Origin of the sequence: Rhizobium sp. BK196 (genome assembly GCF_014193255.1) — a bacterium.
In the GTDB taxonomy this organism is placed as follows: Bacteria; Pseudomonadota; Alphaproteobacteria; order Rhizobiales; family Rhizobiaceae; genus Rhizobium.
Genome location: NZ_JACHZB010000003.1, coordinates 565,081 through 591,622 on the forward strand (window position 1 = coordinate 565,081; position 26,542 = coordinate 591,622).

A 26,542-nucleotide genomic window follows, 5' to 3' on the forward strand; every position below is an offset into this window, starting at 1 on the left:
CATCGGCGGCGTTTAAATATAAAGCGGCGCCATTCGGCGCCAGGCACCGGCGCGGTGCGCCCTACCATCCCAGAAATGCAGCCGATGGCCGACACCCTTGCCCGCAAGCAGGCGGCTGAGATAGCGGTTATTGTCGAGGAAGGGATCCTCGTTGCCGATCGTCAGGACGATCTCGACCTGCCGCAGCTTCTCTAGCCGCCAGTCAAAGGAAAGACCCGGCAGGAAATGGGTCGGCATGTGGAAATAGACCGTCTCGTCATAATAGCCATCGAAAAGATCGCCGAAGGACTCGACCTTCATCGTCAGGTCATAGCGCCCGGAAAAGGCCACGAGCTTGCGGAAGAGATGCGGGTGGCGGAAGACCAGGCTGGCGGCCTGGAAGGCGCCGAGGCTGCAGCCGTGGACGATGGTGCATTCGTGGCCGTTGCGGCTCTGCATCAGCGGCAGAACCTCGTTCAGCACATATTCCTCGAAAGCGATATGGCGGCGGATGCGATCGGCCGGATGGCGGCCGAAATCGTAGAAGCTCTCGCCGGCCAGACCCTCTATGCAGAAAAGTTGCAGATGACCGGCCTCGAGCTTTTCGGCGAGGCTGGCGACGATCCCGAGATGTTCATATTCCCAAAAGCGCCCTTCCCGCGTTGGGAATACCAAGACTTTGGCGCCGGCATGCCCGAACACCAGAAGCTCCATGTCACGATGGAGCCGATCGCTGTACCAGCGCAGATATTCCCGGTTCATAGATTCCTGAAAAACCGCCCGACTCGCTCCTGCAGTGCAGCCTGTTGCACTGCACTGTCAGCATAGTCGAAATGCCCGGCATCCAGGATGAAGATTTCATTAAATTTTGATTTCGGAAGAGCGTTCGCCACCGCGAACTGACAGGGGGGTGCCACCGCCGGATCGAAGAGCGCAACAGCGGCCAGCATCGGCACGGTGATGCGGGCCGCAGCCGTTGCGGCATCGAAAAGGCGCAGCTTTTCAAAGACATCCGGATGAACCTTCGCATATTCCTGCACCGAATGGGCGCTGCCCACCGTCGGCAATGTCAGCCAGAGCTCTCGGGCGCCGAAAGTCGGTACGGTCAGATGGCCGCGTTTGATCCTGATATCGAAGGGAATGCCGAGCGCGCCGATGCCGCCGCCGAAGCTGATGCCGCTATAGCCGATGTGGCCATCAAGCACGGGATAGAGCGACAGCAGTGTGGAAACGGCAACCCAGAGATCCTCGACGCAGCCACCGATCACGTAATGGTCGGGATCATCAATATCATGCAGAACATGGAAGGGGGCGTCAGGCGAAATCGGCGGATGAGCGCTGCGCGACATGCCGCGGAAACAGGGAAAGAGAATTGCGGCCTCCTCGACAGGAATATCGAAGTCCGGCTGATCGCGCCCGCCATAACCATGGCCGACGACGAGACCACGCTTGACCTCGCCCTTGCGGGGCGTAAGCAGCCAGCCGCCGATGCTGATATCGTCCATGGACGTGTAGACGATATCGCATACCTGCCAGTTTGGATGGGTATGCTTGCTTGGGCTCAGGCGCGGCTCGGGCTTCACCGCCAGAGCCCTGGCATAGCGTTTCTGCCAGAAGAGATCGAATCCGGGGGGCGATTCCGGCGGGCGGATCGCCTGCAGGTCTGCAAGCGTCATGCCGTAGGTGGGATCGAAGTCGAAAGGATAGTCCGTCGGGATGCTCATGCAATGCTTGTTGCCGTGAAACCAGCCAGGGAGCAAGGCCTGCGGCCAGCTCCAGCCCACAATCAAACCGCCCTCTCCTTGAAATTGCGTGACAGCCCTGCTCGGCAGGTTTTAACTATGATGCGCCGTCCATGCCGACTCGGGCGGCGCTCATTCGTTTTGCGTTCACTTCATCGGTCGGAGGAACCGCTTCAAATGAAAATCTCTGTCAACGGCGCGGCCGCGATGATCGGCCGGAAACTCGTCCGTGCCTCGTGCGGGCACGGGATCCGCGTCCATATCGAGCATGAATTGAGCAACAGACCACCGGAGCGCACCTGACATGCTGCTTGGAGCCATTGCCGACGATTTTACCGGCGCCAGCGATCTTGCCAATACCCTTGCCCGCGGCGGCATGGCGACGATGCAGTTCGTCGGCCCCGGCCGCGGCAAAGTCAATTGCGAAGCCGGCGTGGTGGCGCTGAAGACGCGCTCGGCATCGGTCGAGGACGCGGTGTTGCAATCCATGGATGCGGCGCGCTGGCTGCTGGATCAGGGCTGCGAGCAGATCTTCTTCAAATATTGTTCGACCTTCGATTCCACACGTGAAGGCAATATCGGCCCGGTGGCAGAAGCGCTGCAGCGGCTGACGGGCGCCGATGTCACCGTCGTCTGCCCGGCCTTTCCGGCAACCGGAAGGCGGGTGTTCATGGGCCACCTCTTCGTCAAGGACAAGCTGCTCAGCGAATCCGGTATGGAAAACCATCCGCTGACGCCGATGACCGACCCTGATATCCGCCGCTGGCTGCGGTACCAGACGCGCGGCGGCGTCGGCAGCATCACGCTCGATACGGTGCGCGAAGGTTCGGGCGCCATCCGCAGCCGGTTGCGCGACGAGCTCACCGATGGCAACCGCCTCGTCGTCGTCGATGCGATCGAGGATGAAGATCTCATGACGATCGGAGAGGCCGTCGCCGACCATGCGCTTGTGACCGGCGGGTCGGGGCTGGCGCAAGGGCTGGTCGGCAATTTCGCCAAGCGCGGCAAGCTTTCCGGCATTCCTGCCGACGTGCCTGTCGTCACCGGACCGGGCGTCGTCCTCTGCGGCTCCTGCTCGCTGGCCTCGCAGAACCAGGTCGCCTGCCATCTGCAGAACCATCCCGGTCTTTCGATCGACCCGGCCGCCATCGTGCGCGGCACCATGTCGGTGGAGATCGCCGCCCGCTGGGTCGCTTCCAATGCGGCCGACAATCCGATCGTCTATTCCACCACTTCGCCCGATGTTGTGAGCTTCGTGCAGCAGCGCTTCGGCCGCGAAGAATCGGCAAAGATCCTCGAAGATTTCTTCGGCAGCCTCGCCAAACGGCTTGCCGATTCCGGTACGCGCCAGATCGTCGTCGGCGGCGGGGAAACATCCGGCGCGGTCGTGGAGGCACTCGGCCTCAAGCATATGACCATCGGTGCGGAGATCGATCCCGGCGTGCCGGTTCTGGTGTCGGAGCACAGCCGGCCGATGCGCCCGATCGGGCTTGCGCTGAAGAGCGGCAATTTCGGTTCACCCGATTTCTTCGCCAAGGCTCTCGACAGGATTGCCGGCCATGAATGAGACGGCACTGCGCCAAGCCATCGTCCGCTGGGGAAAATCGCTCTTCGAGCGCGGCCTGACGGCCGGGTCCTCCGGCAATATCTCGGTGAAGACCACAGACGGCTACCTTGCGACGCCCACCAATTCCTGCCTCGGCTTCCTCGATGCCAACAGGCTTTCGAAGCTCGACAGCGACGGCGAGCATCTCTCCGGCGATGCGCCGACCAAGGAACTGCCGCTGCATTTCTCCTTTTATGAGAAGCGGCCGCAAACGGGTGCCGTGGTGCATCTGCACTCCACCTATGCAACGGCCCTTTCCTGCCTTGCCGATACCGATCCGAAGGATGCCATTCCGCCGCTGACGCCCTATGTGGTGATGCGGGTCGGCAAGGTTCCGATCGTACCCTATACCCGGCCGGGTTCGACAGAGGTGAAGCCGGTGATTGCCGAAATCGCCGGCCAGCACAGCGCCGTGCTTCTGGAAAACCACGGGCCGATCGTATCAGCCGCCACGCTCGATTCCGCCGTCTTCGCGATCGAAGAGTTGGAAGAGGCAGCAAAGCTTTCGATCATCACCCGCGGCATGAACGTCAGACAGCTCAATGCCGAGCAGATCGGTGACCTCGAACGGCATTTCAAGCTGCGCTAAGCGAGGTCAATCAAGAGAGCCCGGTGATCGGAAACTTCGGGCTGCTCCACCACCTCGAAACGCTGCACCACGATATCAGGCGTCACCAGCATATAATCGGCAAAGCGTCCCTCCTTCGGATAGAGCGAAGTGCGGGTATCGGAAAAACCCTTGCCGGTGACGAGATCGTTGAGGCCGAGGCGACCGAGCTTTTCGAAGGTGATACTGTCAGGCAGCACGTTGAAATCGCCGCAGACGACGAGGTGTTCGTCACCAGGCCAGACGCGTTCGATCAGCTCGACCAGCGCATCCGCCTGCGCATGGCGAGCTGGGATATCGCCCTTGCCGGCGGGATCACGCAAACCGTGGAGTTGGGCGATGGTGACCGAAAAGCCGCCGGTATAATCGAACAGACGGACGCAATGGGCGTTGCGGGAGCGCGGATGCTCGCCCCAGCCATTGGGCGAAAAGCGGCCATGAATAAAATCCACCGCCTGGCCGATGACCGGATACGACTTGCGAACAAAAGTGGCGATGCCGAATTCGGTGGCAAACACCCTCCCGCCGTGAAAGAGATCGCCCCGCGCAAACGGGCAGAAGAAGCCGTCATGATCGGGCAGAACGGCGGCGATCTCGTCATAAAGATGGGCGCGCTGCGGCAGCACGACGTTCCCATCGCGGTATTCCAGCCATTCCGGCGCATTGGCGGCCGATCGCACCACCTCCTGCAGGCATAAAACATCGGCCTCGGCGCCCGCGAGGTAAGTGATCAGCGGCGCATGGATGCTCCCGCCCCAGACATTCAGTGAAATAATCCGCAAACCCGTGCCAGCCCCTTTCCGGTGGGAAACTAGCAGATTCTTGCGAGGAACAAATGCCGGTCCTGCCCTGTTGTTGCCTTTGGACAGCAAGGAGAAACATCATGGCATCGAACAGCCCCAAGGATGGTGCACCCGGCACCACGGATCAGTCGCCGCGTTGGGAAGGGCCTCAGGGCACAAAGCCATCAGGCTATCTGCCTGCGAAGGATGATCCGGAAAAGGCCCGCGACGCGCATGGCGAGAACCTCAACCACCCCAAGGTGAAGAAGGTTTCCGACGCCATGAAGACGAAGGAAGACGAGTAGAAAAAACGGGCTGCGGTCAACCGGCAACCTTTCATGACACCCGGAGACGGTGCCCCGCTCATCACCCTTCAAGCGGGGCCCGCGAGGCGGTGGATGTGTAACCTCAACAGCTCGATCAGCGATAGCCGGTCTCATCAGCCGGCCTGCCGGGCTCTTGCACCTCGGCCAGGTAGCGCCAGCAATCCGGCCGCGTGCCGTCGAGATCTGTCAAGTCGTAGGCTTCGGCGAGTTGGAAGCTTGAAAGCGACTGGCCGTTCCATCTGCTGCGATCGGGATCGGCGGCAAGGGCAGCTACCCCCCGGCCGGTGAAACGCGGCGTTTCGGAGATAGCGAAATGCGGCTGGACTTTCGTGGCGTCGCGCCAATTTTCTTCCTTCACGCCATAGTGATCCAGCATCATTTCCGATCGCATCCAGCCGGGAGAAACCGAGACTGACGTCGCGCCGTGGGGCGCAAGATCCCTGGCGTGCGCCCAGGCCATGCGGTTCGTGCCCGTCTTGACGAGATCGTAGTAGGGGCAGAGCCGGTAATGCGTGGCATTGTATTGTGCCGTGCCATCGGTCATCTCCACCAGCAAGCCGCCCGGCCGCTCGATCATCAGTGCCAGAGCGTAATGGGCGGTGATGAAATGGGTGTCGATCGCAAGCCGCAGCATATGCAAGCCCTTGTCGAGGGAATGCTCCCAGACCGGCTTGTCCCACTCCGTCAGGTGCTCGCCGCCCCAGATATCGTTGACGAGGATATCGAGCTTGCCCTCCTCCGCGCGGATGCGGGCAACCAGCGCTTCGACTTGCTCGGGCACCAGATGATCCACCTGCACGGCAATGCCACGACCGCCCGCCGCGCTCACCAGCTCGCCTGTTTCCTCGATGGTCTCAGGCCGGCGATATTCGGATTGCTGCGCGCGGGTCGTGCGGCCGGTCACATAGACCGTCGCGCCTGCCGCGCCCAGCTCCACCGCGATGCCGCGACCGGCGCCGCGCGTCCCGCCGGCAACAAGCGCCACCTTTCCCTTTAAGTTCGCTGTCACTTCGCTGTCCTCCCCGCTACAAACAATCAACCGGCCTGGTAGGCTTACTTGTATATAAACGAATGTTCGTTCATAAATATGGCGAGCGCAAGGGAAAAATTTCATGCCGCGTCCGCGCACGCTTTCAGATGAACAGCTACTTTCGATGGTTCTCGATGTGATCCAGTCCGAGGGGCCGGATGCGGCGACCTTTGCGGCGGTCGCCAAGGCGAGCGGGCTTTCCGGTTCGACGCTGGTGCAGCGCTTCGCCACCAAGGCCGGCATGTTGCGCGCCGCGCTGCTCCACGCCTGGGATCGGCTGGACGCGGAAACGGCGCGGCTTGCCGAAACCCTCCCGAAGACCGCGGAGGGTGCGATCGCGCTGCTGACTGGTCTTTCCCAGGACTATGGCGACAATCCCGTTTCATACGCGGAAGGCCTGCTCCTGCTACGCGAAGATTTCCGCGATCCGGTGCTGCGCGCTCGCGGCGGGGCCTGGGGGTCCGTGCTTATCTCGGCACTTGCCGAGCGCTTCGAGGGGCACAGTCAAGCACAGACCATTGCCCGGCTGATGCTCTCGCAATGGCAGGGATCGCTGCTCTGGTGGGGGTTCTCGTCCGATGGCGCGGTCGCCGACTACGTGGAGCGGGAACTGCGGCTCTTTCTTGCCGCTCTCGAGCCCAAATTAAACTAGGGTCTCCTGCGAGTTCTTATCGTTTGTGGAGGGGCAAAGGGCCAAGCTATCGAGCGTGTGTCGGCGGTATCGCCGGATGCGCTAGGAGGAACTACCCATGAACACAAGATATTGCCTTATCGCCCTCGCCTTGTCGGCAAGCCCGCTTCACGCGGCAGACCTGACGGACAAGGCGTTCCAGGAGATGGCAGATCGCGCTTTTCAGCCGGTGATCAGGGAATACGACATCCCGGGACTAGCCGTCGGCGTGACGATCAATGGCTCGGAATTCTATTATACCCGAGGGGAAGCCTCGCGCGAAACGAAGGCGCCTGTGACTAGCGACACGATCTTCGAACTCGGCTCCGTCAGCAAAATTTTTAATGTCACGCTTGCCGCCGTTGCCGAACAACGCGGCCTGCTGTCGCTCAATCAGCCGGTTTCGACCTACCTGCCGGAGCTTAGGGGCAGCGCCTTCGATCAGATCACCCTCGTCAATCTCGCCACCCATACATCGGGCGGCCTGCCGCTGCAGGTTCCTGATAGCGTGACTGATGATGGCGAGCTGATGACCTACCTGAAGAGCTGGAAGCCGGCCTACAAGGCTGGCACCATGCGCTCCTATTCCAATGTCAGCATCGGCCTTCTCGGGCGCATTGCCGGAGAGCGTTTCGGCGGCACCTACAGGCAGGCCGCCGAAGGCCGGCTGTTTCCTGCCCTCGGTCTCAAAAGCACCTTCATTGCGGTTCCGCCTCATGCCATGGATCGCTACGCGTTCGGTTATGGCAAGGCCAACAAGCCGATCCGAGTTGGAGCCGGCGTCCTCGATGACGAGGCTTACGGCGTCAAATCCACGGCTCGCGACATGGTCCATCTGCTGGCGCTCAATTTGAAGCCGGATGCTCTGGCGCCCGAGTTCAAGGTGGCGATCGAGAAGACGCATACGGGCTATTTCGATACGGCCTATTACACGCAGGACATGGTCTGGGAGCAATATGCCTGGCCCGTCGCGCTCAAGCAGCTTCTCGACGGCAATTCCGCAAAGATGAGCCTGGAAAGCCAACCCGTGAAGAAGCAGGCGAAGCCGCTTGCGCCGCAGAGGGCGGTGCTGATGAACAAGACCGGATCGACGAACGGATTCGGCGCCTATGTCGTGCTGGTGCCGAAAATGCAGATCGGGCTGACGGTGCTGGCGAACCGGAACTATCCGAACACGGTCCGTGCCGAAGCAGGGCTGAAGCTCGTCCAGGCACTCGAGGCCTACGCCGCGAAATAGCCGTCACGTCGGCCGGTCGCAGCAGCGGTTGCGGCCGGCCGACGTCACCGGTGGCGATACCCTATCCATTCGTGTCAGAGGACAGAACTTCTTCATCCGTGATATAGGGTCGAACGCCCCAACCAGGATGCAATGCATGTCATGGACTATGCTGGACGATCCGCTGTATCAGTTTATCGCTCTCGTTCTGCTCAGCGCCGTGGCACGGTTCATCTTCGGACGAAACCCGACCTTCCGGCTGATTGCCAATTTCGTCTTCTTTGCACTGCTGACGCTGCTGCTCGTTGAGAACGAGATTGCGCCCTATACATCAGACATGGGCAAAGCGACGGATCTTTTCCGGCGCACTTTCGTCGGGGTCGCAAAGGCGGTCTGGTGGATCGGCGGCGCGATGGTGCTGGCAAGCTCGGTGCGGCTCTTCCTAATCTTCGAGCGCAAGCCGCGCGAGGCGCGTCTGCTGCAGGATCTCGTCGTCGCCATCATCTATGTCGGCGCAGCACTTTCAGTCGTAGCCTATGTCTTCGGTGTGCCCGTTGCCACGTTGATCGCCACCTCGGGCGTCTTCGCCATCGTGCTCGGCCTGGCGCTGCAGAGCACGCTGAACGACGTCTTCTCGGGTATCGCACTCAATCTCGGCAGGCATTACAGCGTTGGCGACTGGATCGTCCTCGATGACGGCGTTCAAGGCCGCGTGGTGGAGACGAACTGGCGTTCAACCCACCTTTTGAACGGCACGAACGACCTCGTCATCGTCCCCAACAGCGCGCTTGCCAAGGCGCGGCTGACGAACCTGACGAGCCCTGAAGAAGCCCATGGCGTGTCGCTGAAGATCCGGGTCATGCCCTCAAGCCCGCCGGCGACCATCGAAGAGACGATGCGCACGGTGCTGCTCAGCAGCAACGCCATCCTGAAATCCCCAGCCCCCGTCGTCAGCATCACAGGGCTGGACAGCAGTGCCATCGAATTCGAACTCTCCTTCCGCGTCTCCGGATTGGGCGAAGCGACCGCCGCCCGCAACGAAGTCTACGATCTCGTCTATCGTCACATCAGGGCGGCCGGCCTGCAGCTTGCCACATCCGCGGGCTCGCCGGCCGTACCGGTTGCCGATCCGCCGGAGGAAACCGGGAAACATCCGAACTCGGCCTGGCGTCTGCTCAATGCCATCCCGCTCTTTTCGACGCTGACGGAAGACGAGAAGGAGTCGCTCGCCGCCGACATGAAACGGCTGACCTTCCGCAAGGATGCATTGATCGCGACACAGGATTCGTCGCTGACATCGCTGATGATCGTCAGGCGCGGGGTGGCCGTCGTCGAACGCAAGGAAGGCGAGGAGACGATCGAACTTGCGAGAATTGCACCGGGCGATCTGTTCGGCGAACGCGGTGTGCTGATGGGGGCGCCGGAGCCAGCCAATATCCGTGCGCTCACATCCGTCGTTGTTTATGAGATCGCCAAGGATCATCTTGCCGCCATCATGCAAGAGCGGCCGGCACTTGCCGAAGAGCTCGGCCTGCTGCTGTCGCGCCGGATCGAATCCGAGAAACATCGTTTCAGCGCCGGTGTGTCGGCCGACGCCAGTCATCCGACGACGCTGACGACACGTATAAGGCATCTGTTCCAGATCCCTCACAGCACCTGGTCGTGACGCTCAGCCGGCCTTTCCCGCAGGTTCTTCGGCGCCTTCGCCGACCGTCAGCGGCCAGTCGACGACGTAATCCTCGAAATCATCGATATCGACGTCGTTTTCGCTGATGGTGCGGCCGCGGGCCGAGATGCCGGCAGCGTGGACGGTTTCCGGATCCCCTGATACCAGCGGGTGCCACCAGTAGAGATCGCGACCCTCATTGACGAGGCGATAGCCGCAGGTCGGCGGCAGCCATGCGATCTCGGAGACGTTCTCCTTGGTGAGCTGAACGCAGTCAGGCACGAAATCCCAGCGGTTCGGATAGCTCGAACAGCGGCAGCTTTCGCTGTCGAGCAGCTTGCAGCGAACCGAGGTGAAATAGACGTCGCCGCTATCCCATTCCTCGATTTTGTTGAGGCAACAGAGGCCGCAGCCGTCGCAGAGGCTTTCCCACTCCTCGGCATTCATTTCGGCAAGCGTCTTGCGCTTCCAGAAGGGCAGATCGTTCATCGCTCGTTTCTTGCAACAGCCGCCCGCAAATTCGCGTGACGACCGTTCAACTCTCTTGTTCTTGTGCGCAAAATCAACCAATTATTCAACTTGCTCCGGCTATCCGGAGAGTGAGGCGGCCCATTCAGGCCCGCTCCGGCGTCCGGAATCCGACGGCGGCAAGCGTGTTCAAGCGGGAATACAGGACGTGCAGGATCCGGACAACCCCGAAAGCGGGCCAGATAAACCCGAAAGCGGGCAAGGCAAGACGCCAGATAAGCGGGAAGCCAGGAACCGCCACCTGCTGCTGCGCATCGATTCGTGGATCGACTCGACCGTCTGGAACGCCGGCTTCCGCGCCGCCGAAATCTGGGAAGACACCACCATCTTCTTCCGCCGCTTCCGTGTTCGCGGCTGGAAACGTATGGTTTTCGAACTCGCTGGCGAGGGATTGACGCTCGGTTCCGTCGGCATGGTGCTGATGCTGGCGCTCGCCCAGCCGGCTTTCGAGGCCACCAAGGAAGACTGGCGCAATCGCGGCGACTTCGCCGTCACCTTCCTCGACCGCTATGGAAACACCATCGGCCATCGCGGCGTCATCCATCAGAATTCCGTGCCAATCGACGAACTGCCGGATTCCCTGATCAAGTCCGTTATCGCGACCGAAGACCGCCGCTTCTTCGACCATTTCGGCATCGACGTCATCGGCCTCTTTCGCGCCATGGTCACCAATGCCCAAGCCGGCGAAGTCGTCCAGGGCGGCTCGACGCTGACGCAGCAACTCGCCAAGAACCTGTTCCTGTCCAACGAGCGCTCGATCGACCGCAAGATCACCGAAGCCTTCCTGGCGCTTTGGCTGGAAGCCAACCTCTCCAAGAAAGAGATCCTCGCGACCTATCTTGACCGCGCCTATATGGGCGGCGGCACCTTCGGCGCTGCGGCCGCGGCGCAATTCTATTTCGGCAAGAACATCACCGACGTGAACCTTGCCGAATCCGCCATGCTCGCCGGCCTCTTCAAGGCGCCGGCCAAATATGCGCCGCATGTGAATCTGCCGGCGGCGCGCGCGCGCGCCAACGAGGTGCTGACCAACCTCGTCCAGAGCGGACTGATGACCGAGGGACAGGTGATCGCCGCGCGGCGGAATCCCGCAACCGTTGTTGACCGCAACGAGGTGGAGTCACCCGATTTCTTCCTCGACTGGGCCTTCGACGAGGTGCAGCGCCTTTCACCGCGCTTCCATCAGCGCTCGCTGATCGTGCGCACCACGATCGACATGGGCATCCAGCAGGCGGCGGACGATTCCATCGAGACGTCGCTGCGCGAATATGGCGAGGCTTATCACGCCAAGCAGGGCGCGATGGTGATGATCGAAAATGGCGGCGCCGTGCGCGCCATGGTTGGCGGACGCGACTATGGCGAGAGCCAGTTCAACCGCGCCACCAAGGCGCTACGCCAGCCGGGCTCCTCCTTCAAGGTCTATACCTATTCGGTGGCCATGGAGAGCGGGATGACGCCGAAGACGACGATCATCGATGCGCCGATCTCCTGGGGCAACTGGAGCCCGCACAATTACGCAAACCGCTATGCCGGGCGCATCACACTGGAAACGGCGATCGCCCAATCGATCAATACTATTCCGGTCCGCCTTGCCAAGGAAAAGCTCGGCATTCAGCCGATCCGCGCCATGGCGAAGGCCATGGGTGTCGAAACGCCGATCCGCGACGACGTGACGATCCCGATCGGCACGTCCGAGGTGACGGTGCTCGACCAGGCGACCGCCTATGCCGTTTTCCCGGCCGGCGGCTTCCAGTCGCGCCGTCACGGCATCACCCAGGTCCTCGATTACGACGGGGACGTTCTCTACGATTTCGATCGTGACGAGCCACCCGCCCAGCGGGTGCTTTCCGAACAAGCCGACAGCTATATGAACCAGATGCTGTCGCGGGTGCCCTATGTCGGGACGGCGCGCAAGGCCGCGCTGGACAACGGCGTCGTCACCGCCGGCAAGACGGGAACGACGCAGGCCTATCGCGATGCCTGGTTCGTCGGCTTCACCGGCAATTACACCTGCGCCGTCTGGTTCGGGAACGACGACTATACCTCGACCAACAACATGACCGGCGGCTCGCTGCCCGCCATGACCTTCAAGCGCGCCATGGACTATGCCCATCAGGGCGTCACGCTGCGCCCCATCCCCGGTATCGAAAACCCGCTGCCGTCCGAACAGGATGTCGCAAAAGCCCAGGCCAACAAGCCGAAGGACGGCACGCCGGCCCTCATTCGCCCGCGCATGCTCTCGGTGCAATCGACAAACACCCTCAAGCGCATCGGCGAGAAGCTGAAGGATGCCGCACCGCTTGAAGTGCAGAAGGTCGCGAGCGCGGAGTGATGTTTCACCTGTTCTAGCAAAACCGGCATGGCTGGTTCCTCAAGACAGGGGGACACATCGCCTCATGGCATTCCACCCTGCCAGAATCAGTGGTAACCCTTTCAACTGATTTGATCTTCAAGTTTGATCTTCAGGGCGCAAGGTGTTTCGGTTCCCCCTTTTCATCCTAATCACGCTGATCGTCGCCTTCGGCGGCGGGATCATGATTTCGCTTTATGCGCTGGATGCGACGCAGGGGTTCGGGGCGATCAAGCTCGGTGCCTGGGAGGCTTTTCCGGAACTCCAGACCGTCGACGCTGATCCCTATGCGAAGTCGCATCGTGCGCGTGCAGGCAAGCTGCTCTATGGCAGCGCGGAAGGGCTGATATTTATAGCAGGTGTGGACGATAGCGGCGAGCGGCTGAACGCCGCCTGCCACTACCGTATCACCGGCCAGACGCCGCCGGCGCGGCTGTGGACGCTGTTTACTGCAGACAATGCCGGCAACCCCGTTTCCCTGCAGGCGAGCCTGCCGGCGGCGCTGAATTCATGGACGGTGCTGCGACAGCCCGACAGCAGCTTCGCCATCGACATCGCCGCACGGGCTCAGCCCGGCAACTGGCTGGCGCTGCCGCAGGCCGGCTCGTTCCGGCTGGTGCTGACCCTGTTCGACACGCCTACGGCCGGCAGCTCCGGCGTGATTGACCTTTCCATGCCGAAGCTGACCAAGATCGGATGCGGCAATGCTTAGGGTGTTCTTCGCCCTCCTCGCCGGGCTTTTCGGCGCAGCGCTTCTGCACCTCGTCATCATTCTCGCGCTGCCACACTTCACCGGCCGTGATGCGGCGACGCGCGTGGAGGCGGAAGGCGATCCGAACAATTTCTATCTGCTCAGCAGCCGATATGACGAGGCGGAGCTCGCCAATGGCGATCCCTTCGTGCGCACCGCCGTCTGCTCCTTCGATGTGGGCGAGGCTCCGGTGCATTTCACCGCCAAGGGCAATGTGCCTTTCTGGTCGATCGCGATCTACGACCGCGCCTCGAACGAGGTCTTCAGCATGAACGACCGCACCTCCGTCGGCGGCGCGCTCGACGTTCTCGCAGCAAGTCCCATCCAATTGACGGATCTCCGCAAGAACCTGCCGCAGGCGCTGGAGCAGACGATCATGGTGGAGATGGCGCATCCCGAGGGTTATGCGGTGCTGCGTACGTTGGCGCCGCGGTCAAGCTTCGACGAAGCGGCTCGGGCTTTTCTGACGGAAGCGGGCTGCGATGAACTCGATGCCCGCTAGGGTTGTTTTCGTGGGTTACTTGTTGTTGACGCGCGGCGCAGAATGCGTCGGGCTTTTATCAGGGGTTTCGACGATCCGTTCATAGCGGACGCCGGTGAACCAGAGGATTTTTGCTTCGTGGGGCTCCTTGCCCGTGCGGCGCGGCTCCTCACGCAGCCGGTCCGCCAATGCGACTACAATTGCCATTCTCGTCTCCTTGCACTGCCCGAGACGGATGAACTTGCGATGGATTTCACCCTGCCCGCCATGTTGCGGGCCAGCGCGTCCTCAAGCGCCGGATGAACCGGATCGAGGGCATTCGCGCCTTTCTCACGGCACCTGACTGAAATACCGTGATGTTGCGGAGCTTCCACGATCGATATTCCCAAATCGCGTCGTTCCTGTCCGAATTGAGACACACGACAGTTAACAGATTACTAATATTCTGCCATTGCTTGAGCAGTCTGCTCGGCACCGAGATAACGCGCAGAATGGTTGTTTGGTTGCAGCCGCGGAAAAGAAAAGCCAAGCCGACATCTATCCGATAAAGTTGAAGGCAATTCAAATGGTTAGGGGTCAAAGCCGCAAGCGGGGGGCATGTGTTGCAAATATGCGTCATGAAAATATTAATTGCAGCAGGGTTGGATCGGTGTATCCTCCTCCCATCGGCCAAAAGGGTTAAGGCGACGGCCGCTCGGGAGATCATACGTGCTCTTGCTGTCATTCGGAGCGCAGCCCATGTCCTTTCTCTATAATTCGGCCTTCACGTCAGAAGACCTGGATGTGTTGCGCGATGCACTGGATGCTTGGTGCGCGGAAAAGCGTATCGACATCAGAAGTGTCGAAGCACAATTCGCCGCTTCCACGGCGCTCGACCTTTACCAGTCCGGCCATGACGATCACGACAAACTTCTGTCGGCGCTCAGAAGCCGCAAGAGCCTTTAGATTATTGCCGGCTATTTACCTCCATCTTTAAATGCTGAGGATTGCCTCACCTCCGGCGCGGTAGATTTTATTTTGCCGGCTCATCAAGCTGCAACACGCAAAACGTGTACATTTCTGTTGCATTTTAATAAAATCTTCAGCATGCATTAACCGTACCGGTGTAGGATTTGTTCATAACCGTATGGTCCGACATGCGTTCCGCCAGCGCTTGTCAGCCCACGGTCTCCCGCTTGTTCTGCGTTTTCAGGGTGTGCTTGTGCGTGACCGGTTTCGAGACCTAGAAGGCCCCATGGCCGTCAGGAAGAAGGACGTGGTGTTAATGGCGACTGTCAGCAGTTTCGAGAACCTGTCATATCCGACACGCTCCGAACTGCGCCAGTTTGCCGAACTCTTCATGCCGCTGTTTCAGGCCTCCTCCGAAGAGGCAAGGCGTCAGGCCGTGGCAGCCCTTTCCCAGTGCGAGAACATGCCGGCAGCAGTCGCACTCTTCATCGGCAACCAGCCGATCGAAGTCTCCGCCCCTTTTCTCACCGCCTCCAAGGCGATCAGCGACGACACGCTAATCACCATTGCCCGCACACAAGGTGCTGCACATGTAAAGGCTATCGTCAGCAGGGATTCCCTCTCGCCTGCAGTCATCGATGCGCTGGTGGCCTTGCGCCAGGCAGAGCTGCGGCCGGTCGCCGCCGCACCTGCCGAGCAGCCGGCGATGCCGCTTTCGCCGATGCCTGCCCCGCCCGAAGTGAACCGGGAGGAAGCGCGGCGTCTTGCCGATGAAGCGGCGCTGCGCGAGCGCATCCGCAGCCTTGCAGGCCATCTCCGCCGCAATGATGAGGACCGGCTCGGCCTTCGCTCGTTGTCCGACATTCAGGAGGCGCTGCTGGTGCGCTTTGCCCGCTCGCGCGAGGGCACGCATTTCGCCACCGCACTTGCCGATGCGCTGTCGGCCAGCCGATGGCTTGCCGAGCGCATCATGCTCGACCTCTCGGGCCAGCAGCTCGCCATCACGCTGACCAGCCTCGGCATGAGCTTTCTCGATTCCGTCTTCGTGCTGGAAAAGCTCTATCCGCATCTTGCCGAGGTACAGCACAATGTCAGCCGCGCCTTTCTCGTACTCGATGCGCTGGACCCGGAAGAGTGCCATGCACGCGTTGAGGCCTGGTGTCGGGCCGACAGCTACACCTATAATCCGGTCAAGCCGGCCGCAGCACAGCCGGTTCCCGCGGCCCAGGCGCAGGCTCCATCCTATCGCTTCATCCGGCAGGCGCCGCTGCGCGACCTCAAGAGCGTCAACCGGGCGCGCTAGCCGTTTAGCAATGAGCGCTGGCTGCGCGACGAGCCCCAGCTCGACGTCATGACGCCCATCGCGAGGTCTGCGACATTGCCGAGCTACTGTCTGCCGAGAGTTAGCTCGGCATCTCCTTCGCGTAATTATCTTGCCGGCAATTCCAGCCGGCGCGTGATGCCGACCATCTCCAGGAACACCTCGTCATGGCTGACGATCAGCAGTGCGCCGTCATAAGCCCCGAGACCTGCTTCGACGGCAGCGACGGAATCGATGTCGAGGTGGTTCGTCGGCTCGTCGAGGATCAGCAGCGACGGCGGTGTCGCGCCGCCGAGAACGCAGGCAAGGCCAGCGCGCAGAAGCTGGCCGCCAGACAAAGTGGAGACGATCTGCAGCGCCGCATCTGCCCGGAACATGAAGCGGGCAAGTGCTGCGCGGCAGGCATTCTCATCCGATTGCGGATTCAGGCGCCGGAAATTGTCGCGGATCGAGGTTTCGGGGTCGAGCAGGCTGACGCGCTGGTCGAGCATCGAAAAAGAGGTCAGCACTCGGACCGTTCCTTCCCGCGGCTGCAGATCGCCTGAAATCAGCGCCAGCAAAGTCGTCTTGCCCGAGCCGTTGGGGCCGGTCACAGCGATACGTTCGGGACCTGTAATCTCGAAGGACAGTTTGCGGATGACGGGCTCATCCGCCTCGTAACCGGCCGTGACCGCATCGATCTTCAGCACCGATCTGCCCGGCGGCAGGCCGGTCGAAGGCAGTTTGACGGAGAGCGGCTGCAGGATCTCGATGCGTTTGCGCGCCTCCTCGGCATCCGCAAGCGCCTCCGCGCGACGCCGTTCGGCGAGGCGGGCATTCTCGCCGCTGGTATTCTCCGCCTGCCGTTTCAGGCCGCCGGCAACGATACGGGGCATGTCGCCCCTGGCCGCTTTCTTCTGGCCGGCGCTGTCCTTGCGGGCCTTGCGCTCGGCCGTTTCCTGCGCGCTGCGGGAAACCTCGGCCACGCGTTTTTTGGCGTCCGCCAGATCGTGCTCGGCGGCGGCAAGTTCAAGCGCTTTGCGGGCGCGATAATCGCTCCAGTTTCCGCCGTAGCGGGTGGCGCCTAAGGTCGTCAGCTCGACGATGGTGTCCATCGTCTCCAGCAGTTCGCGGTCATGGCTGACGACCAGAGCGCCGTGGCGCCAGCCACCGAGAAGCGAGAGCACTGCCTCACGCCCGTCCCGATCCAAATTGTTGGTCGGTTCGTCGAGGATCAGAAAATCCGGATCTTCGAAGATCAGGGCGGCGAGTGCTGCGCGGGTGCGCTGGCCGCCGGAGAGCGCAGCCAGCAGCGTCTGCGGCGCGGCGGCGAGGCCGGCACGTTCCAGCGCGGCTTCGATGCGGGCTTCGAGCGTCCAGTCGGCAACGGCAAGTTCATCGGCACTCGCTTCGCCGCCTTCGGCACGACCGAGAATGGCAAGCGCCTGCGTTGCGCCGAAGAGGTCGGCGACCGTTTCATCCGGCCCGACCTGCACACTCTGGCGCAAGATGCCGATAGTGCCGGATACGGTGACGGAGCCGGTCTGCGGCTGCAACTCGCCGGCCACCAGCTTCATAAGCGTCGTCTTGCCGACGCCGTTGCGACCGACAAGACCGGCGCGCTCAGCGTTGAAGCTCAGATCGATATTGGAAAGAAGCGGCCGGCCGTCAGGCGTGGACCACGAAAGATTGGCAAGTGTGATAAATGCAGGCATGGAAATCCCCGATGGCAAGGCGAATTGGCATTGCGATCAGGTTGGAATCCATTTTGCACCGTCCTGTTGGTATTGCGGATGGCGGTAAACTAGGCGGCAATTGGCGTAAATTCAAGGCAGACCATCAGCCCGTCATCGGAATGAGTTCCGAGGCCTTGTCTGTCTCCAGCTCGACAATCCAGAGATCGGGGTCGAACTTGCGCTCGCGCTCCAGCATTTCCTGCACCTCGTGCGGCTCGGCGCGCTCCAGCCTGATTTCGAACAGGCGGTCGCCGCTGCTCTCCTCGTCGAAGAAGCTTTGGGGGGCCGGCGCATAGAGGGTTTCGAGCCCGTCGCGGAAGCGCTGGCGAATGAAGATGGCACCCGCCTCCTCCGCGCCCTTCTTCTCCACCGCAGCAAAATCGCCGGCGGAAAAGACCCTGCGGACGAGTGCGGAAACGTAGATATCTGCGCGCAATCTCATGGGCGCGGTATAGACCGCCCAGCTGGTGGCGGCAACGCTATACCTTAACCGCCAGCCGCAGCCCGCCCCAATGCCTGCCGCGGACGGTGATCGGCGCGGAAATATCCTTCATCATCACGAAATTGCCGCCGCCCATGTCTCGTCGATAGGTCTGAACGAGGAAGGGCGCGGTGCTTCTGCCGGCAGCAAGGCCGACACGATCGTTGAAGATGCGGCGGTTGCGGCAGTTGGCGGTATTCCAGACGGTGTCGCCTGGCCGCTGCGGCTGCGAGAACTTCTTGTTATGGGTCGGCAGGTAGCCATTTTCGTCGACGGCGGCGCAGAAGGCGATGCGCTCATCCGAACCGGCAACCGGTTCCTGGATCGGCGGCAGCAGGCGGTCGGCGAGGCCTGTGAAGGGAGCCATCATCTGCACCGGGTCGGTGCCGGGAATGGGCTGATACTGTCGATTGAACAGGCTTTCCATACCGATTGCGCCTTCGGCCACCGCACGCTCCAGAGCATGCGATATCTGGGCAGCGACGGATTGCGCCTGTTCGATCCAGCGGCGGTCGGCGGTTTCCACACCGGCGCTCGCGGTCAACTGGATCAACGTTTCCGACAGGCCGACGACGCTGTCGACGCGTTTGGCCGCCTGCTGCAGCCGGCCGTTGGAATCCAGCACCTCCGCAGACATTTCGCCGAGCTGAGCGACGAAGCCGGCGCAGTCGCGATCCACGGCCTCGGTCGTATTGGCCATGACGGCGGATGAATCGAGGATGCGGGTAATGACATGCTCCATGCTTTCGAAGGCGCCGCGCATAGCCTCGGACTTTTCGCTGACGCCGGCAGCACTCTTGCGGGCCCCGCCGCCGACAGTCGAGAGACGATCGATCTTGACGCGAAGCTGCTCCAGCGTTTCCTGAATGGAGCCCGTCGCCTTGGACGTCTGCAGCGATAAAGCCCGAATCTCAGAGGCGACGACGGCGAAGCCCTTGCCCGCCTCGCCGGCGCGGGCGGCCTCGATCGCGGCATTGAGTGCCAGAAGGTTAGTCTGGCGAGCGATGGTGCTGATTTCGGCGGCCACCTTGTCCACGTCGGTGAGCGAGCGGGAGAAGCCGGAGATTTCAGTGCTGATCTCTTCCGAGGACTGGACCATATGGCGGATTTCCTGGACCGAGCCGGACAGGCGATCGGCCGATTCCTTCAGCATGTGACGCGCCTGGGTGGCGGTGCTGTCCGTCTCGCGCAGCGAAACGGCAACGGAGCGGTTGGTCTCGGCGATGGAAAGGGCTGTGCGGGTGACATCGTCGAAGGCGGCGGCATGGCGGGCGGACATCGCCGCCATGTCCTGAATGGCGCCGGCTATATCGACGAGGTCTACTCCAAGCGTGGAGGCTTCTTCGGCGAGGCGCGAGAGAATATGGCGCAGGGTGTCGCGATCCGGTCCATCCGGCGCATGGGCTGGACCTCCCGCATTATCCTCTACGGCCTTCAGCGCCTGCATGATCGAGCTCCCCCAAGCTATATTAGAGAAGCTTCAAGCAACATGGTTAACAATTGCCTAAGAATATGGCAGCTTATACTTAGGTCTTACGTGGCCTTCAACTCGGCGTCAGGCCCGTCAGCCTTTCGCTCATCTGCCAGAGGCGTTCGGCAAGTTCCGGATCGGTCGCCCAAGGGCGCACGCCGAGCAGCTCCTGGGAATCGGCGGGTACAGCCTTTGCGATGTCGCAGTTCTCGCAATAAACGCCGCCCATGCCTTCCAATTCATCGCTGACGGCGCACCAGACGGTAGTTGCTGCGCCCTGGGCAATGGTTTTCTTGTTATTTTCGGGGTCGATGACCGGATTACCGCCCGCATCTACATAGCCGCTCGCCTGCAGATATTCGCGCGACTGGTGGCGGACGAGATCGGTCGTGACGATGCCGCCCGGATGCAGTGAGAAAGCGCGTACGCCCTCCCTTGCACCCAAAGCATCCAGCGAGACGGCAAAAAGTGCGTTGGCCGTCTTCGACTGGCCGTAGGCGATATAAGGCTGATATTCGCGGTTCTCAAACATCGGATCTTCGAAATCGACGCCGGAGCGGACATGGCCGCGCGAGGAAACGGCAACGACACGCGCGCCCTCCGCCTTCGCCAGCGCCGGCCAGAGGCGGGCGGCGAGCTGGAAGTGGCCGAGGTGATTGGTGGAGAACTGCGATTCATAGCCGCGGCTGTCGCGCGTCAGCGGGTTGGCCATGACGGCAGCGTTATTGATGAGGAAATGCAGCGGCTCACCGTCATCGAGGAAGCGATCGGCGAAATCGTCGATGGAGTCGGGATCCATCAGATCCATGTAATCGAGCTTCAGGCCGGGGACGATTTCGCCGGCGGCTCTGGCCTTTTCGATATTGCGGGCGGGCACGATGACCTTGGCGCCGGCGGCCGCCAGCACGCGAGCGGTCTCAAGGCCGAGACCCGCATAGCCGCCGGTGACGATCGCCACCTTGCCCGTGAGATCATGGCCGGCAGCCACCTCTTCGGCCGTAGACGCCGCGCCGAAACCGGAGCCGATAGGAGCTTGTGGAGTGGACATCGAATGTTCCTTTCTGGTCGGGGAACATTTATCTCCGGCCTGCGGGATTTTGAATGCTTGTAAATCCCAATTTCTTGCGCCATCGTACAAGAATGATCAGCGACCCCCTCTCCGAAATGCTCAGTCTGCTCGATGCCCGCTGTCTGATTGCCGGCGGGCTGATTGCCGGTGGCGCCTGGGCACTTGCCTTTCCGCAGCCGAACCGCATCAAGATCAGCGCCGTCGCGAAAGGCCGCTGCTGGCTGGCGCTCGATAACGGCAGCGCACCGATCCTGCTCGAAGCCGGCGACGTCGTCCTGCTCAACGGCAAGCATTCCTTCGTGCTGACAACCGATCTTGCGGTGAAGCCGGCCGATGCCGTCACGGCTTTCAAGGAGAGGAAGGTCAACGGTATGGCGCGATACGGCCTGGGCGAAGATTTCCTCTATATCGGAGGGCATATTGCGCTTGGAACGACCGGTACGGCGCTGTTGCTCGACGTGCTGCCGCCGGTCATCCATGTGCGGGCGACCCTTGCCGAGGCTGGTGTGCTGCGCTGGCTGCTGGATCAGTTGGTGCGGGAAATGGCCGCCGGCAAGCCGGGCGCGTTGCTTGCCTCGGCCCAGCTTTCGCAGCTCATCTTCGTGCAGGTGCTGCGCGCCCATATCATGACGTCGGAACCGCTGACGGTCGGCTGGCTGCGTGCCTTCGGCGACGAAAAGATCGCGCCGGCGCTGCGACTGATGCATTCGGAGCCGGCACATGACTGGCAACTTGGAGAGCTCGCGAAAGCGGCCGGCATGTCGCGCACCAGCTTCGCGCTGCGCTTCAAGACGGTCGCGGGCGTCGCCCCACTCACCTATCTCACGGCCTGGCGCATGCGGCTCGCCGAACGGGCGCTGCGGGAGGGCTCGATACCGGTTTCTGCACTGGCGCTTTCACTCGGCTACACCTCCGAAAGCGCCTTCAGCAATGCGTTCAAGCGCGTGACCGGCATCGCGCCGAAGCGCTACCGGACGTCGGCAGCCATGAATGCCGGGCCGATCGAAGAGGTGGTCGATGTCGAAGGACGGGTGCCGGTGGACTACCGGCTCCTGCGGCTGGCGAACCGGCCGTCAAGCGTGACACGGCAAGCTTAAAGACGGTCGGCAGCATGCCGGACTGGGGCTCATCGTCTGCAATTCGACGGCAACGGAAAGCAGAGACGACCTGTTTTCCTCAGGGCGCGGTCAGAGCGCGCCGATTTCCTTGAGTTTCTTCAACACGGCTTCGCTCGGTTCACCGTTTTCCGGAAGATTATAGTGCTTCTGGAAGTGCCGGATAGCAGCGCGGGTCTGTTCCCCGGCGACACCGTCGACGCCGACATTGGCGTAGGCCATGTTGACCAGGCCCTTCTGGATCTTCAGCACCAGATCGACATTGGAGATGCCTGACAGCGGTACCTGTTTCGGCCCTGATGGAGCCGTCTTGACGGTCTTTTCGGCGCTGCGGATGGCAGCTGCAACCGGGTCTTCCTCCGTCGCCTTCGACGTCACATCCTCCCGCGGCTTCTCGACAGGAACGGTCGAAGGGCCGGCGGCATCGGTTTTGAGCGCTGCGAGCACATCGGGCGTCGCTTCGCCGTTTTGTGCCATGCCGACAGTTTCCTCGAAGAAGAGGATTGCCGCACTGGTACGCGGTCCGATAACGCCGTCTGCATTGCCGTTATAAAGACCGCGGCGGATCAACTCCTTCTGGATATCCATCACGAGCTGGCTCGGCTGTGGGGCGGCCACGGCAGGCGGCGGCGTGGTTTGCGTCGTTGCAGTGGAGTCGTCCGGCCGCTCGATGCGGAACGTGGTGACATTGCCCTGCAGCTCGGCCTGCGGATGGAAGCCGATGGCGTTCGGCGCACCCGGATCGCGCGTTCGGAAGATCGGATGGGGATGCGCGCCCGGCTGATACCAGAGCGCATTGGCGGCGACGAAGGAGAAGATGACGACGAAGGCAATCGTACCTCCGGCAACAGAGGGATTGCGGCCGATGACACCGCCAAGCGCACCGGCGCCCTGAAGACCCAGGCCGCCGAGCGCGGCCGCGCCTTGCAGGCCGACGCCGCCGAGCGCCGCCGCACCGGTCATCAAAAGGCCCGGCTGCTGCCGCCCCTTCCTGCCCTTAGGCGATTTTCGCTTGCGCGCGGCCATCGAAAAGCCCCTCTTCCAGTTCTGCGGTACCCACCGCGCCCTTCAGCCGCGGCGGGAATTCGACCGTTTCCGCCTGGCCGACATCTTCAACAGCCGATGCTCCGGAACCATCCGCCGCGATCTCGATGGTGATGATCGTGCCCTCGCCCGGCTGGCTGGCGATGGCGAAATGGCCACCATGCAGGGCGACGAGGCCTTTGACCAGCGAGAGGCCAAGACCCGTGCCCTCGAATCGGCGGGTATAATCATTCTGGATCTGGACGAAAGGTTGGCCGAGTGTGGCGAGCCTGTCGGCGGGAATGCCGATGCCGGTATCGCTGACCGTCAGCTTGAGAATACCGTCGCGCATGGCCGCATCGACGGTCACCACGCCGCCGGCTTCGGTGAATTTCACGGCATTGCCGACGAGATTGATGAGAACCTGCTGCAGCGCGCGCTGGTCGGCCACGACCTCTCCGATACCGCGCTGGACACGGCTCGTGAGCGTGACGCCTTTGCTCTTGGCCTGCAGGGCCAGCATCGATTCGCAGGAGCGGATCGATGCGCCGATATCGAAAGGCTCGAGCATCAGTTCGTAGCGGCCGGCCTCGATCTTGCTCATGTCCAGCATCGTGTTGACGACGGAGAGCAGGTGCGCGCCGGACTCACGGATGAGGCCGACATATTCACGCTGACGCTCGTTTTCGAACTTGCCGAAATATTCGCCGATGAGGATATCAGAAAAGCCGAGAATGGCGTTCAGCGGCGTGCGCAGTTCGTGGCTGACGGCAGCAAGAAAACGGGATTTGGCATCGTTTGCCGATTCCGCATCGGCCGCGCGGGTCTGCGCCTCGGCGCGAAGCCGCTGTTCTACCGACACGTCATGCAACTGGGCGATGACGGCCGAAAGCACGCCGTCGACATCGCGCCGCGCGGTCATATCCATGCGCAGGTAAGCGAACTGCCTGTTATTACGCGAGACCGAGGGTCGCTCCAATCTCAGATCGACGATTGCCTTTTCCTCGCCCTGGCGCAGCGCATCGAGCGCCTGCAGGAAAAGGATGCGATCGGAAACATGCACCTGCTCGAAGAAGCCACGGCCCTTCAGGTCGCGCATCCAGGCGAGATAATCGCGCTTGTCGCGGCCGCCCGTCATCGTCACGCTGCCGTGCGGGTCGAGGAAGAGCACCAGGCCCGGGCTCATCTCAAGAAAGAGATCGTCGGCACTGGCTGCCGTCGTGTGCTGCGGGATAGCCTGGCGGGCCAGCGCGATGCTGCCGACGGCGGAAAAGAGAAAGGCGGCGCAGACGGTGGCGACGCCGGCCGGCAGCGCAACGGCGGGGCTGGTGACGATGGAGAGGCCGACAGGAGCGGCGATGAGAGCGGCAGAGGACAGGAAGACGAGGCGGCGCAGAATGGCGAGTTCGCTCCCGCGCACGGCTTCGCCGCCGTTCGTCCGGGAGAGCCAGCCTGCCGCTGCCCGGTCTACGAGGGCTGTCGCCCGGCCGCCAATGTCACTCAATACACGCACGCAATACCTGCCCGAAAAGGCCTTTCGTTGACCTGGACAATAGGCCCCGGCGGCTTAAGGAAAGGATAAGGCAAAGTCGCCTTCCACAGCGCAAAAACGCCAAAAGTCCCGTTTTGGGCCATCTGTGCTGCTCTTTGAATTTCGTGGTTAATAGCAGGTAAGCGACGGATTTTCCTCATATTTCGGCATTGCGTTAACTCTTGTGGCAGAGCGGCGGGCCAAAAGCCCAGCAATTGCAGGCGGCGGCTGCCACCATGCTTAACGACATCAGGTAGAATTTGACTGAAATGTTCCGAAAATACCGATCATTACAATTTGAGACAAATTTGCCGCAAATGCCGGTGAGTTTCGAAAAGCGGCATTCGCAACTTATCGGTAGGGTGCAGACATACCGGACAACCGGCCCGATTCGGCGACAAGACCGGACGGGAAAACAGGATGGGCAAGACAATGTGGTTTCTGATCAAAGGATCATTCTGGTTTGGCCTCGTGCTCGTCGCTCTCTCCGTTTTCAGCTCGGAGAGTTCCGACAATGGCGGCCACCCGCAATTGCAGCTTTCAGACGCCTTTACGGCGGCAAGCGGCGCCTATGACTATATGACCGGCATGTGCTCCGAAAAGCCCGAGGTCTGCACCAAAGGCGGGGAGACGCTGACGGCTCTCGGCTATCGGGCTCGCGAAGGCGCCCGTGTCGCCTATGAACTGCTCGACAGCCAGTTCAGGGATGACAGCACCAAAGTGGCTTCCGCAAAGACGGCGGTGCAGCCTGTGGGGCTCGCCGCGCCTTCCCTGCCGGAAGCGGTCACCAATACGATGCGCGAGGCAGAGACTGCACTGAACCAGCCGATGCCGCACCTGCCGCAGCCCTACCGCGCGCCTGTCGATGACGACGCCTCGGCCGAACAGGTCGTAACTGGTACCATTCCGGCCGGGTCGATCCCGCTGCCGACGCCGAAACCGGCAATCTGACGAATTTCGCGGGCACCTTGCCCGTGCCCAAGCTTGCATCGGCGGTCCGCATGACGCGGAAATGCCCCATGCCTGACGTGCCTGCCCTGTTTATTTCAGCACTTTGCTGCGCCGTGAGGATGCTCATCCCTCACGGCGTTTCTTTTTGACGGGTTCAAATCTGCGGTCATTTCACCTATATCATCCGGTAACAGTGAAAGGCCTGACAGCATGGCGACCCTCGACCAGATCATCGACGACTTCTCCTTCCTGGACGATTGGGAAGACCGCTACCGATACGTCATCGAACTCGGCAAGGCGCTGCCTGATTTGGCAGACGAGAAGAAGACTTCCCAGAACAAGGTGATGGGCTGCGCCAGCCAGGTGTGGCTGGTAACGCATACGTCAGGCGATCCCGACGATCCGGTCATGACATTCGAAGGCGATTCCGATGCGCATATCGTGCGTGGCCTGGTCGCCATCGTGCTTGCCACCTATTCCGGCAAGACGGCGTTGGAAATCGCTTCGCTGGATGCCTTCGAGATCTTTTCCAGGATCGGGCTCACCGAAAACCTCTCCTCGCAGCGCTCCAACGGGCTGCGTTCGATGGTGAACCGCATCCGCGAGGAAGCACGTGTCCACGCTGCAGCCTGAAAGGCGTGAGCGGCATATTCCAGAGCTGCAATGACATTCGGCCGAGCGCCCGGAGGACATCCGCCGGGCGCCGAAGGATGATATTCCTGAATTATTTGCCGTCGGCCATCTTTTCGCGCAGGCGTTCTTCCTGTTCGGCAAGCTCCGGCGTGAAAGCCTCACCGAAATCGGCAGCTTCGAAGACCTGGCGGATCTCGATCTCGCTTGGGCCAGGCATCGGATTGGGGCAGCGCCTGACCCATTCCAGCGCCTCATCCATATCCTTGACCTGCCACAGCCAGTAGCCGGCGATGAGTTCCTTGGTTTCGGCGAAGGGGCCGTCGATGACGAGCCGCCTAGGGCCATCAAAGGCGACGCGCTTTCCCTTGGAAGACGGATGCAGGCCCTCGCCCGCCAGCATGATGCCGGCATTGACGAGATCCTCGTTATACTTGCCCATGGCCTCCAGAAGCTCGGTCGAGGGCATGACGCCCGCTTCACTGTCTGCAGTCGCCTTGACGATAACCATTACACGCATGTCTCTTCTCCTCTTATCAGCGGCGGCATGAGC

Annotated in this window: 27 protein-coding genes; 14 read left to right on the top strand and 13 right to left on the bottom strand. The window is 61.7% G+C overall.

The genetic code is table 11. From position 1 onward, the window contains the following. Positions 1-12 precede the first annotated feature (12 nt). Positions 13-741 (bottom strand): alpha/beta hydrolase-fold protein, encoded by a 729-nt coding sequence (locus FHT78_RS13905; protein ID WP_183744673.1) that lies wholly within the window; start codon positions 739-741, stop codon positions 13-15. Beyond that, positions 738-1,703, bottom strand: a complete 966-nt coding sequence (locus tag FHT78_RS13910; protein ID WP_183744675.1) for an acetylxylan esterase — start codon at positions 1,701-1,703, stop codon at positions 738-740. The genes FHT78_RS13905 and FHT78_RS13910 overlap by 4 nt, the downstream gene beginning before the upstream one ends. A 322-nt stretch (positions 1,704-2,025) precedes the next feature. Here FHT78_RS13910 and otnK point away from each other — a divergent pair, with 322 nt between their 5' ends. Next, entirely contained in the window at positions 2,026-3,288 is a 1,263-nt protein-coding gene (otnK, locus tag FHT78_RS13915; RefSeq protein ID WP_183744678.1) for a 3-oxo-tetronate kinase, read from the top strand. Further along, complete coding sequence (locus tag FHT78_RS13920) at positions 3,281-3,916, top strand: aldolase (protein ID WP_183744681.1); 636 nt, start codon at positions 3,281-3,283, stop codon at positions 3,914-3,916. The genes otnK and FHT78_RS13920 overlap by 8 nt, the downstream gene beginning before the upstream one ends. Here the strand turns inward: FHT78_RS13920 and FHT78_RS13925 are convergent. Then, positions 3,913-4,716: an endonuclease/exonuclease/phosphatase family protein gene (locus tag FHT78_RS13925; RefSeq protein ID WP_183744684.1), complete on the bottom strand. Its 804-nt coding sequence runs from the start codon at positions 4,714-4,716 to the stop codon at positions 3,913-3,915. The two genes, FHT78_RS13920 and FHT78_RS13925, sit on opposite strands and share 4 nt — an antisense overlap. A gap of 101 nt (positions 4,717-4,817) precedes the next feature. On the opposite strand from FHT78_RS13925, the gene FHT78_RS13930 reads away from it, so the two are divergent. Beyond that, positions 4,818-5,021: a hypothetical protein gene (locus FHT78_RS13930; RefSeq protein ID WP_183744687.1), complete on the top strand. Its 204-nt coding sequence runs from the start codon at positions 4,818-4,820 to the stop codon at positions 5,019-5,021. Positions 5,022-5,136: 115 nt separating this feature from the next. On the opposite strand, the gene FHT78_RS13935 is transcribed toward FHT78_RS13930, so the two are convergent. Beyond that, positions 5,137-6,051 (bottom strand): SDR family oxidoreductase, encoded by a 915-nt coding sequence (locus FHT78_RS13935; RefSeq protein WP_183744691.1) that lies wholly within the window; start codon positions 6,049-6,051, stop codon positions 5,137-5,139. A gap of 103 nt (positions 6,052-6,154) precedes the next feature. Here FHT78_RS13935 and FHT78_RS13940 point away from each other — a divergent pair, with 103 nt between their 5' ends. The 3 genes from FHT78_RS13940 (at position 6,155) to FHT78_RS13950 (ending at position 9,624) form a co-directional block, all read left to right on the top strand. Beyond that, a complete protein-coding gene (locus FHT78_RS13940) occupies positions 6,155-6,724 on the top strand; it encodes a TetR family transcriptional regulator (protein WP_183744694.1) in 570 nt (189 codons plus the stop codon). Between the two features lie 97 nt (positions 6,725-6,821). Further along, positions 6,822-7,979: a class C beta-lactamase gene (ampC, locus tag FHT78_RS13945; protein WP_183744697.1), complete on the top strand. Its 1,158-nt coding sequence runs from the start codon at positions 6,822-6,824 to the stop codon at positions 7,977-7,979. Between the two features lie 136 nt (positions 7,980-8,115). Then, complete coding sequence (locus FHT78_RS13950; RefSeq protein WP_183744700.1) at positions 8,116-9,624, top strand: mechanosensitive ion channel family protein; 1,509 nt, start codon at positions 8,116-8,118, stop codon at positions 9,622-9,624. Positions 9,625-9,627: 3 nt separating this feature from the next. Here FHT78_RS13950 and FHT78_RS13955 read toward each other — a convergent pair whose 3' ends face one another. After that, positions 9,628-10,113 (bottom strand): YcgN family cysteine cluster protein, encoded by a 486-nt coding sequence (locus tag FHT78_RS13955; RefSeq protein ID WP_183744703.1) that lies wholly within the window; start codon positions 10,111-10,113, stop codon positions 9,628-9,630. Positions 10,114-10,300: 187 nt separating this feature from the next. Between FHT78_RS13955 and FHT78_RS13960 the strand changes: the two genes are divergently transcribed. From FHT78_RS13960 to FHT78_RS13970, 3 genes are all read left to right on the top strand, one after another. Then, positions 10,301-12,484 (top strand): transglycosylase domain-containing protein, encoded by a 2,184-nt coding sequence (locus FHT78_RS13960; RefSeq protein WP_183744706.1) that lies wholly within the window; start codon positions 10,301-10,303, stop codon positions 12,482-12,484. 142 nt (positions 12,485-12,626) lie between these two features. After that, positions 12,627-13,214, top strand: coding sequence for a DUF1214 domain-containing protein (locus FHT78_RS13965; protein WP_183744709.1), 588 nt, complete (start codon positions 12,627-12,629; stop codon positions 13,212-13,214). Next, positions 13,207-13,755 (top strand): DUF1254 domain-containing protein, encoded by a 549-nt coding sequence (locus FHT78_RS13970; RefSeq protein WP_183744712.1) that lies wholly within the window; start codon positions 13,207-13,209, stop codon positions 13,753-13,755. Before FHT78_RS13965 ends, FHT78_RS13970 begins: the two co-directional genes overlap by 8 nt. A 15-nt stretch (positions 13,756-13,770) precedes the next feature. On the opposite strand, the gene FHT78_RS13975 is transcribed toward FHT78_RS13970, so the two are convergent. Further along, the gene (locus FHT78_RS13975; RefSeq protein WP_183744714.1) at positions 13,771-13,941 is read right to left on the bottom strand and encodes a hypothetical protein; all 171 of its coding nucleotides are present in this window, start codon (positions 13,939-13,941) and stop codon (positions 13,771-13,773) included. A gap of 531 nt (positions 13,942-14,472) precedes the next feature. Here FHT78_RS13975 and FHT78_RS13980 point away from each other — a divergent pair. Both FHT78_RS13980 and FHT78_RS13985 read left to right on the top strand, forming a co-directional pair. Next, complete coding sequence (locus FHT78_RS13980) at positions 14,473-14,679, top strand: hypothetical protein (RefSeq protein WP_183744717.1); 207 nt, start codon at positions 14,473-14,475, stop codon at positions 14,677-14,679. A 256-nt stretch (positions 14,680-14,935) separates the two neighbouring features. Next, on the top strand, positions 14,936-15,985 hold the full coding sequence (locus tag FHT78_RS13985) for a DUF2336 domain-containing protein (protein WP_183744720.1): 1,050 nt from the start codon (positions 14,936-14,938) through the stop codon (positions 15,983-15,985). A 125-nt stretch (positions 15,986-16,110) separates the two neighbouring features. Here FHT78_RS13985 and FHT78_RS13990 read toward each other — a convergent pair whose 3' ends face one another. The 4 genes from FHT78_RS13990 to FHT78_RS14005 form a co-directional block, all read right to left on the bottom strand. Beyond that, a complete protein-coding gene (locus FHT78_RS13990) occupies positions 16,111-17,697 on the bottom strand; it encodes an ABC-F family ATP-binding cassette domain-containing protein (protein ID WP_183744723.1) in 1,587 nt (528 codons plus the stop codon). 124 nt (positions 17,698-17,821) lie between these two features. After that, complete coding sequence (locus FHT78_RS13995) at positions 17,822-18,160, bottom strand: DUF1491 family protein (protein WP_183744726.1); 339 nt, start codon at positions 18,158-18,160, stop codon at positions 17,822-17,824. 37 nt (positions 18,161-18,197) lie between these two features. Beyond that, positions 18,198-19,646, bottom strand: a complete 1,449-nt coding sequence (locus tag FHT78_RS14000; protein ID WP_183744729.1) for a methyl-accepting chemotaxis protein — start codon at positions 19,644-19,646, stop codon at positions 18,198-18,200. A 97-nt stretch (positions 19,647-19,743) separates the two neighbouring features. Continuing rightward, positions 19,744-20,718, bottom strand: coding sequence for an oxidoreductase (locus tag FHT78_RS14005; RefSeq protein WP_183744732.1), 975 nt, complete (start codon positions 20,716-20,718; stop codon positions 19,744-19,746). 53 nt (positions 20,719-20,771) lie between these two features. Here FHT78_RS14005 and FHT78_RS14010 point away from each other — a divergent pair, with 53 nt between their 5' ends. Then, positions 20,772-21,836: an AraC family transcriptional regulator gene (locus FHT78_RS14010; protein WP_183744735.1), complete on the top strand. Its 1,065-nt coding sequence runs from the start codon at positions 20,772-20,774 to the stop codon at positions 21,834-21,836. Between the two features lie 90 nt (positions 21,837-21,926). On the opposite strand, the gene FHT78_RS14015 is transcribed toward FHT78_RS14010, so the two are convergent. Continuing rightward, the gene (locus FHT78_RS14015; RefSeq protein ID WP_183744738.1) at positions 21,927-22,880 is read right to left on the bottom strand and encodes a peptidoglycan-binding domain-containing protein; all 954 of its coding nucleotides are present in this window, start codon (positions 22,878-22,880) and stop codon (positions 21,927-21,929) included. Beyond that, positions 22,852-24,390 (bottom strand): HAMP domain-containing sensor histidine kinase, encoded by a 1,539-nt coding sequence (locus FHT78_RS14020; protein ID WP_183744741.1) that lies wholly within the window; start codon positions 24,388-24,390, stop codon positions 22,852-22,854. The genes FHT78_RS14015 and FHT78_RS14020 overlap by 29 nt, the downstream gene beginning before the upstream one ends. A 450-nt stretch (positions 24,391-24,840) precedes the next feature. Here FHT78_RS14020 and FHT78_RS14025 point away from each other — a divergent pair, with 450 nt between their 5' ends. Further along, positions 24,841-25,359 carry a DUF5330 domain-containing protein gene (locus tag FHT78_RS14025; protein WP_183745362.1) on the top strand — a complete coding sequence of 173 codons (519 nt, stop codon included), beginning with the start codon at positions 24,841-24,843 and terminating at the stop codon, positions 25,357-25,359. Between the two features lie 210 nt (positions 25,360-25,569). Then, positions 25,570-25,992 (top strand): SufE family protein, encoded by a 423-nt coding sequence (locus tag FHT78_RS14030; protein ID WP_183744744.1) that lies wholly within the window; start codon positions 25,570-25,572, stop codon positions 25,990-25,992. A 91-nt stretch (positions 25,993-26,083) separates the two neighbouring features. On the opposite strand, the gene FHT78_RS14035 is transcribed toward FHT78_RS14030, so the two are convergent. Further along, complete coding sequence (locus FHT78_RS14035; protein WP_183744747.1) at positions 26,084-26,509, bottom strand: YciI family protein; 426 nt, start codon at positions 26,507-26,509, stop codon at positions 26,084-26,086. Positions 26,510-26,542: the final 33 nt, after the last annotated feature.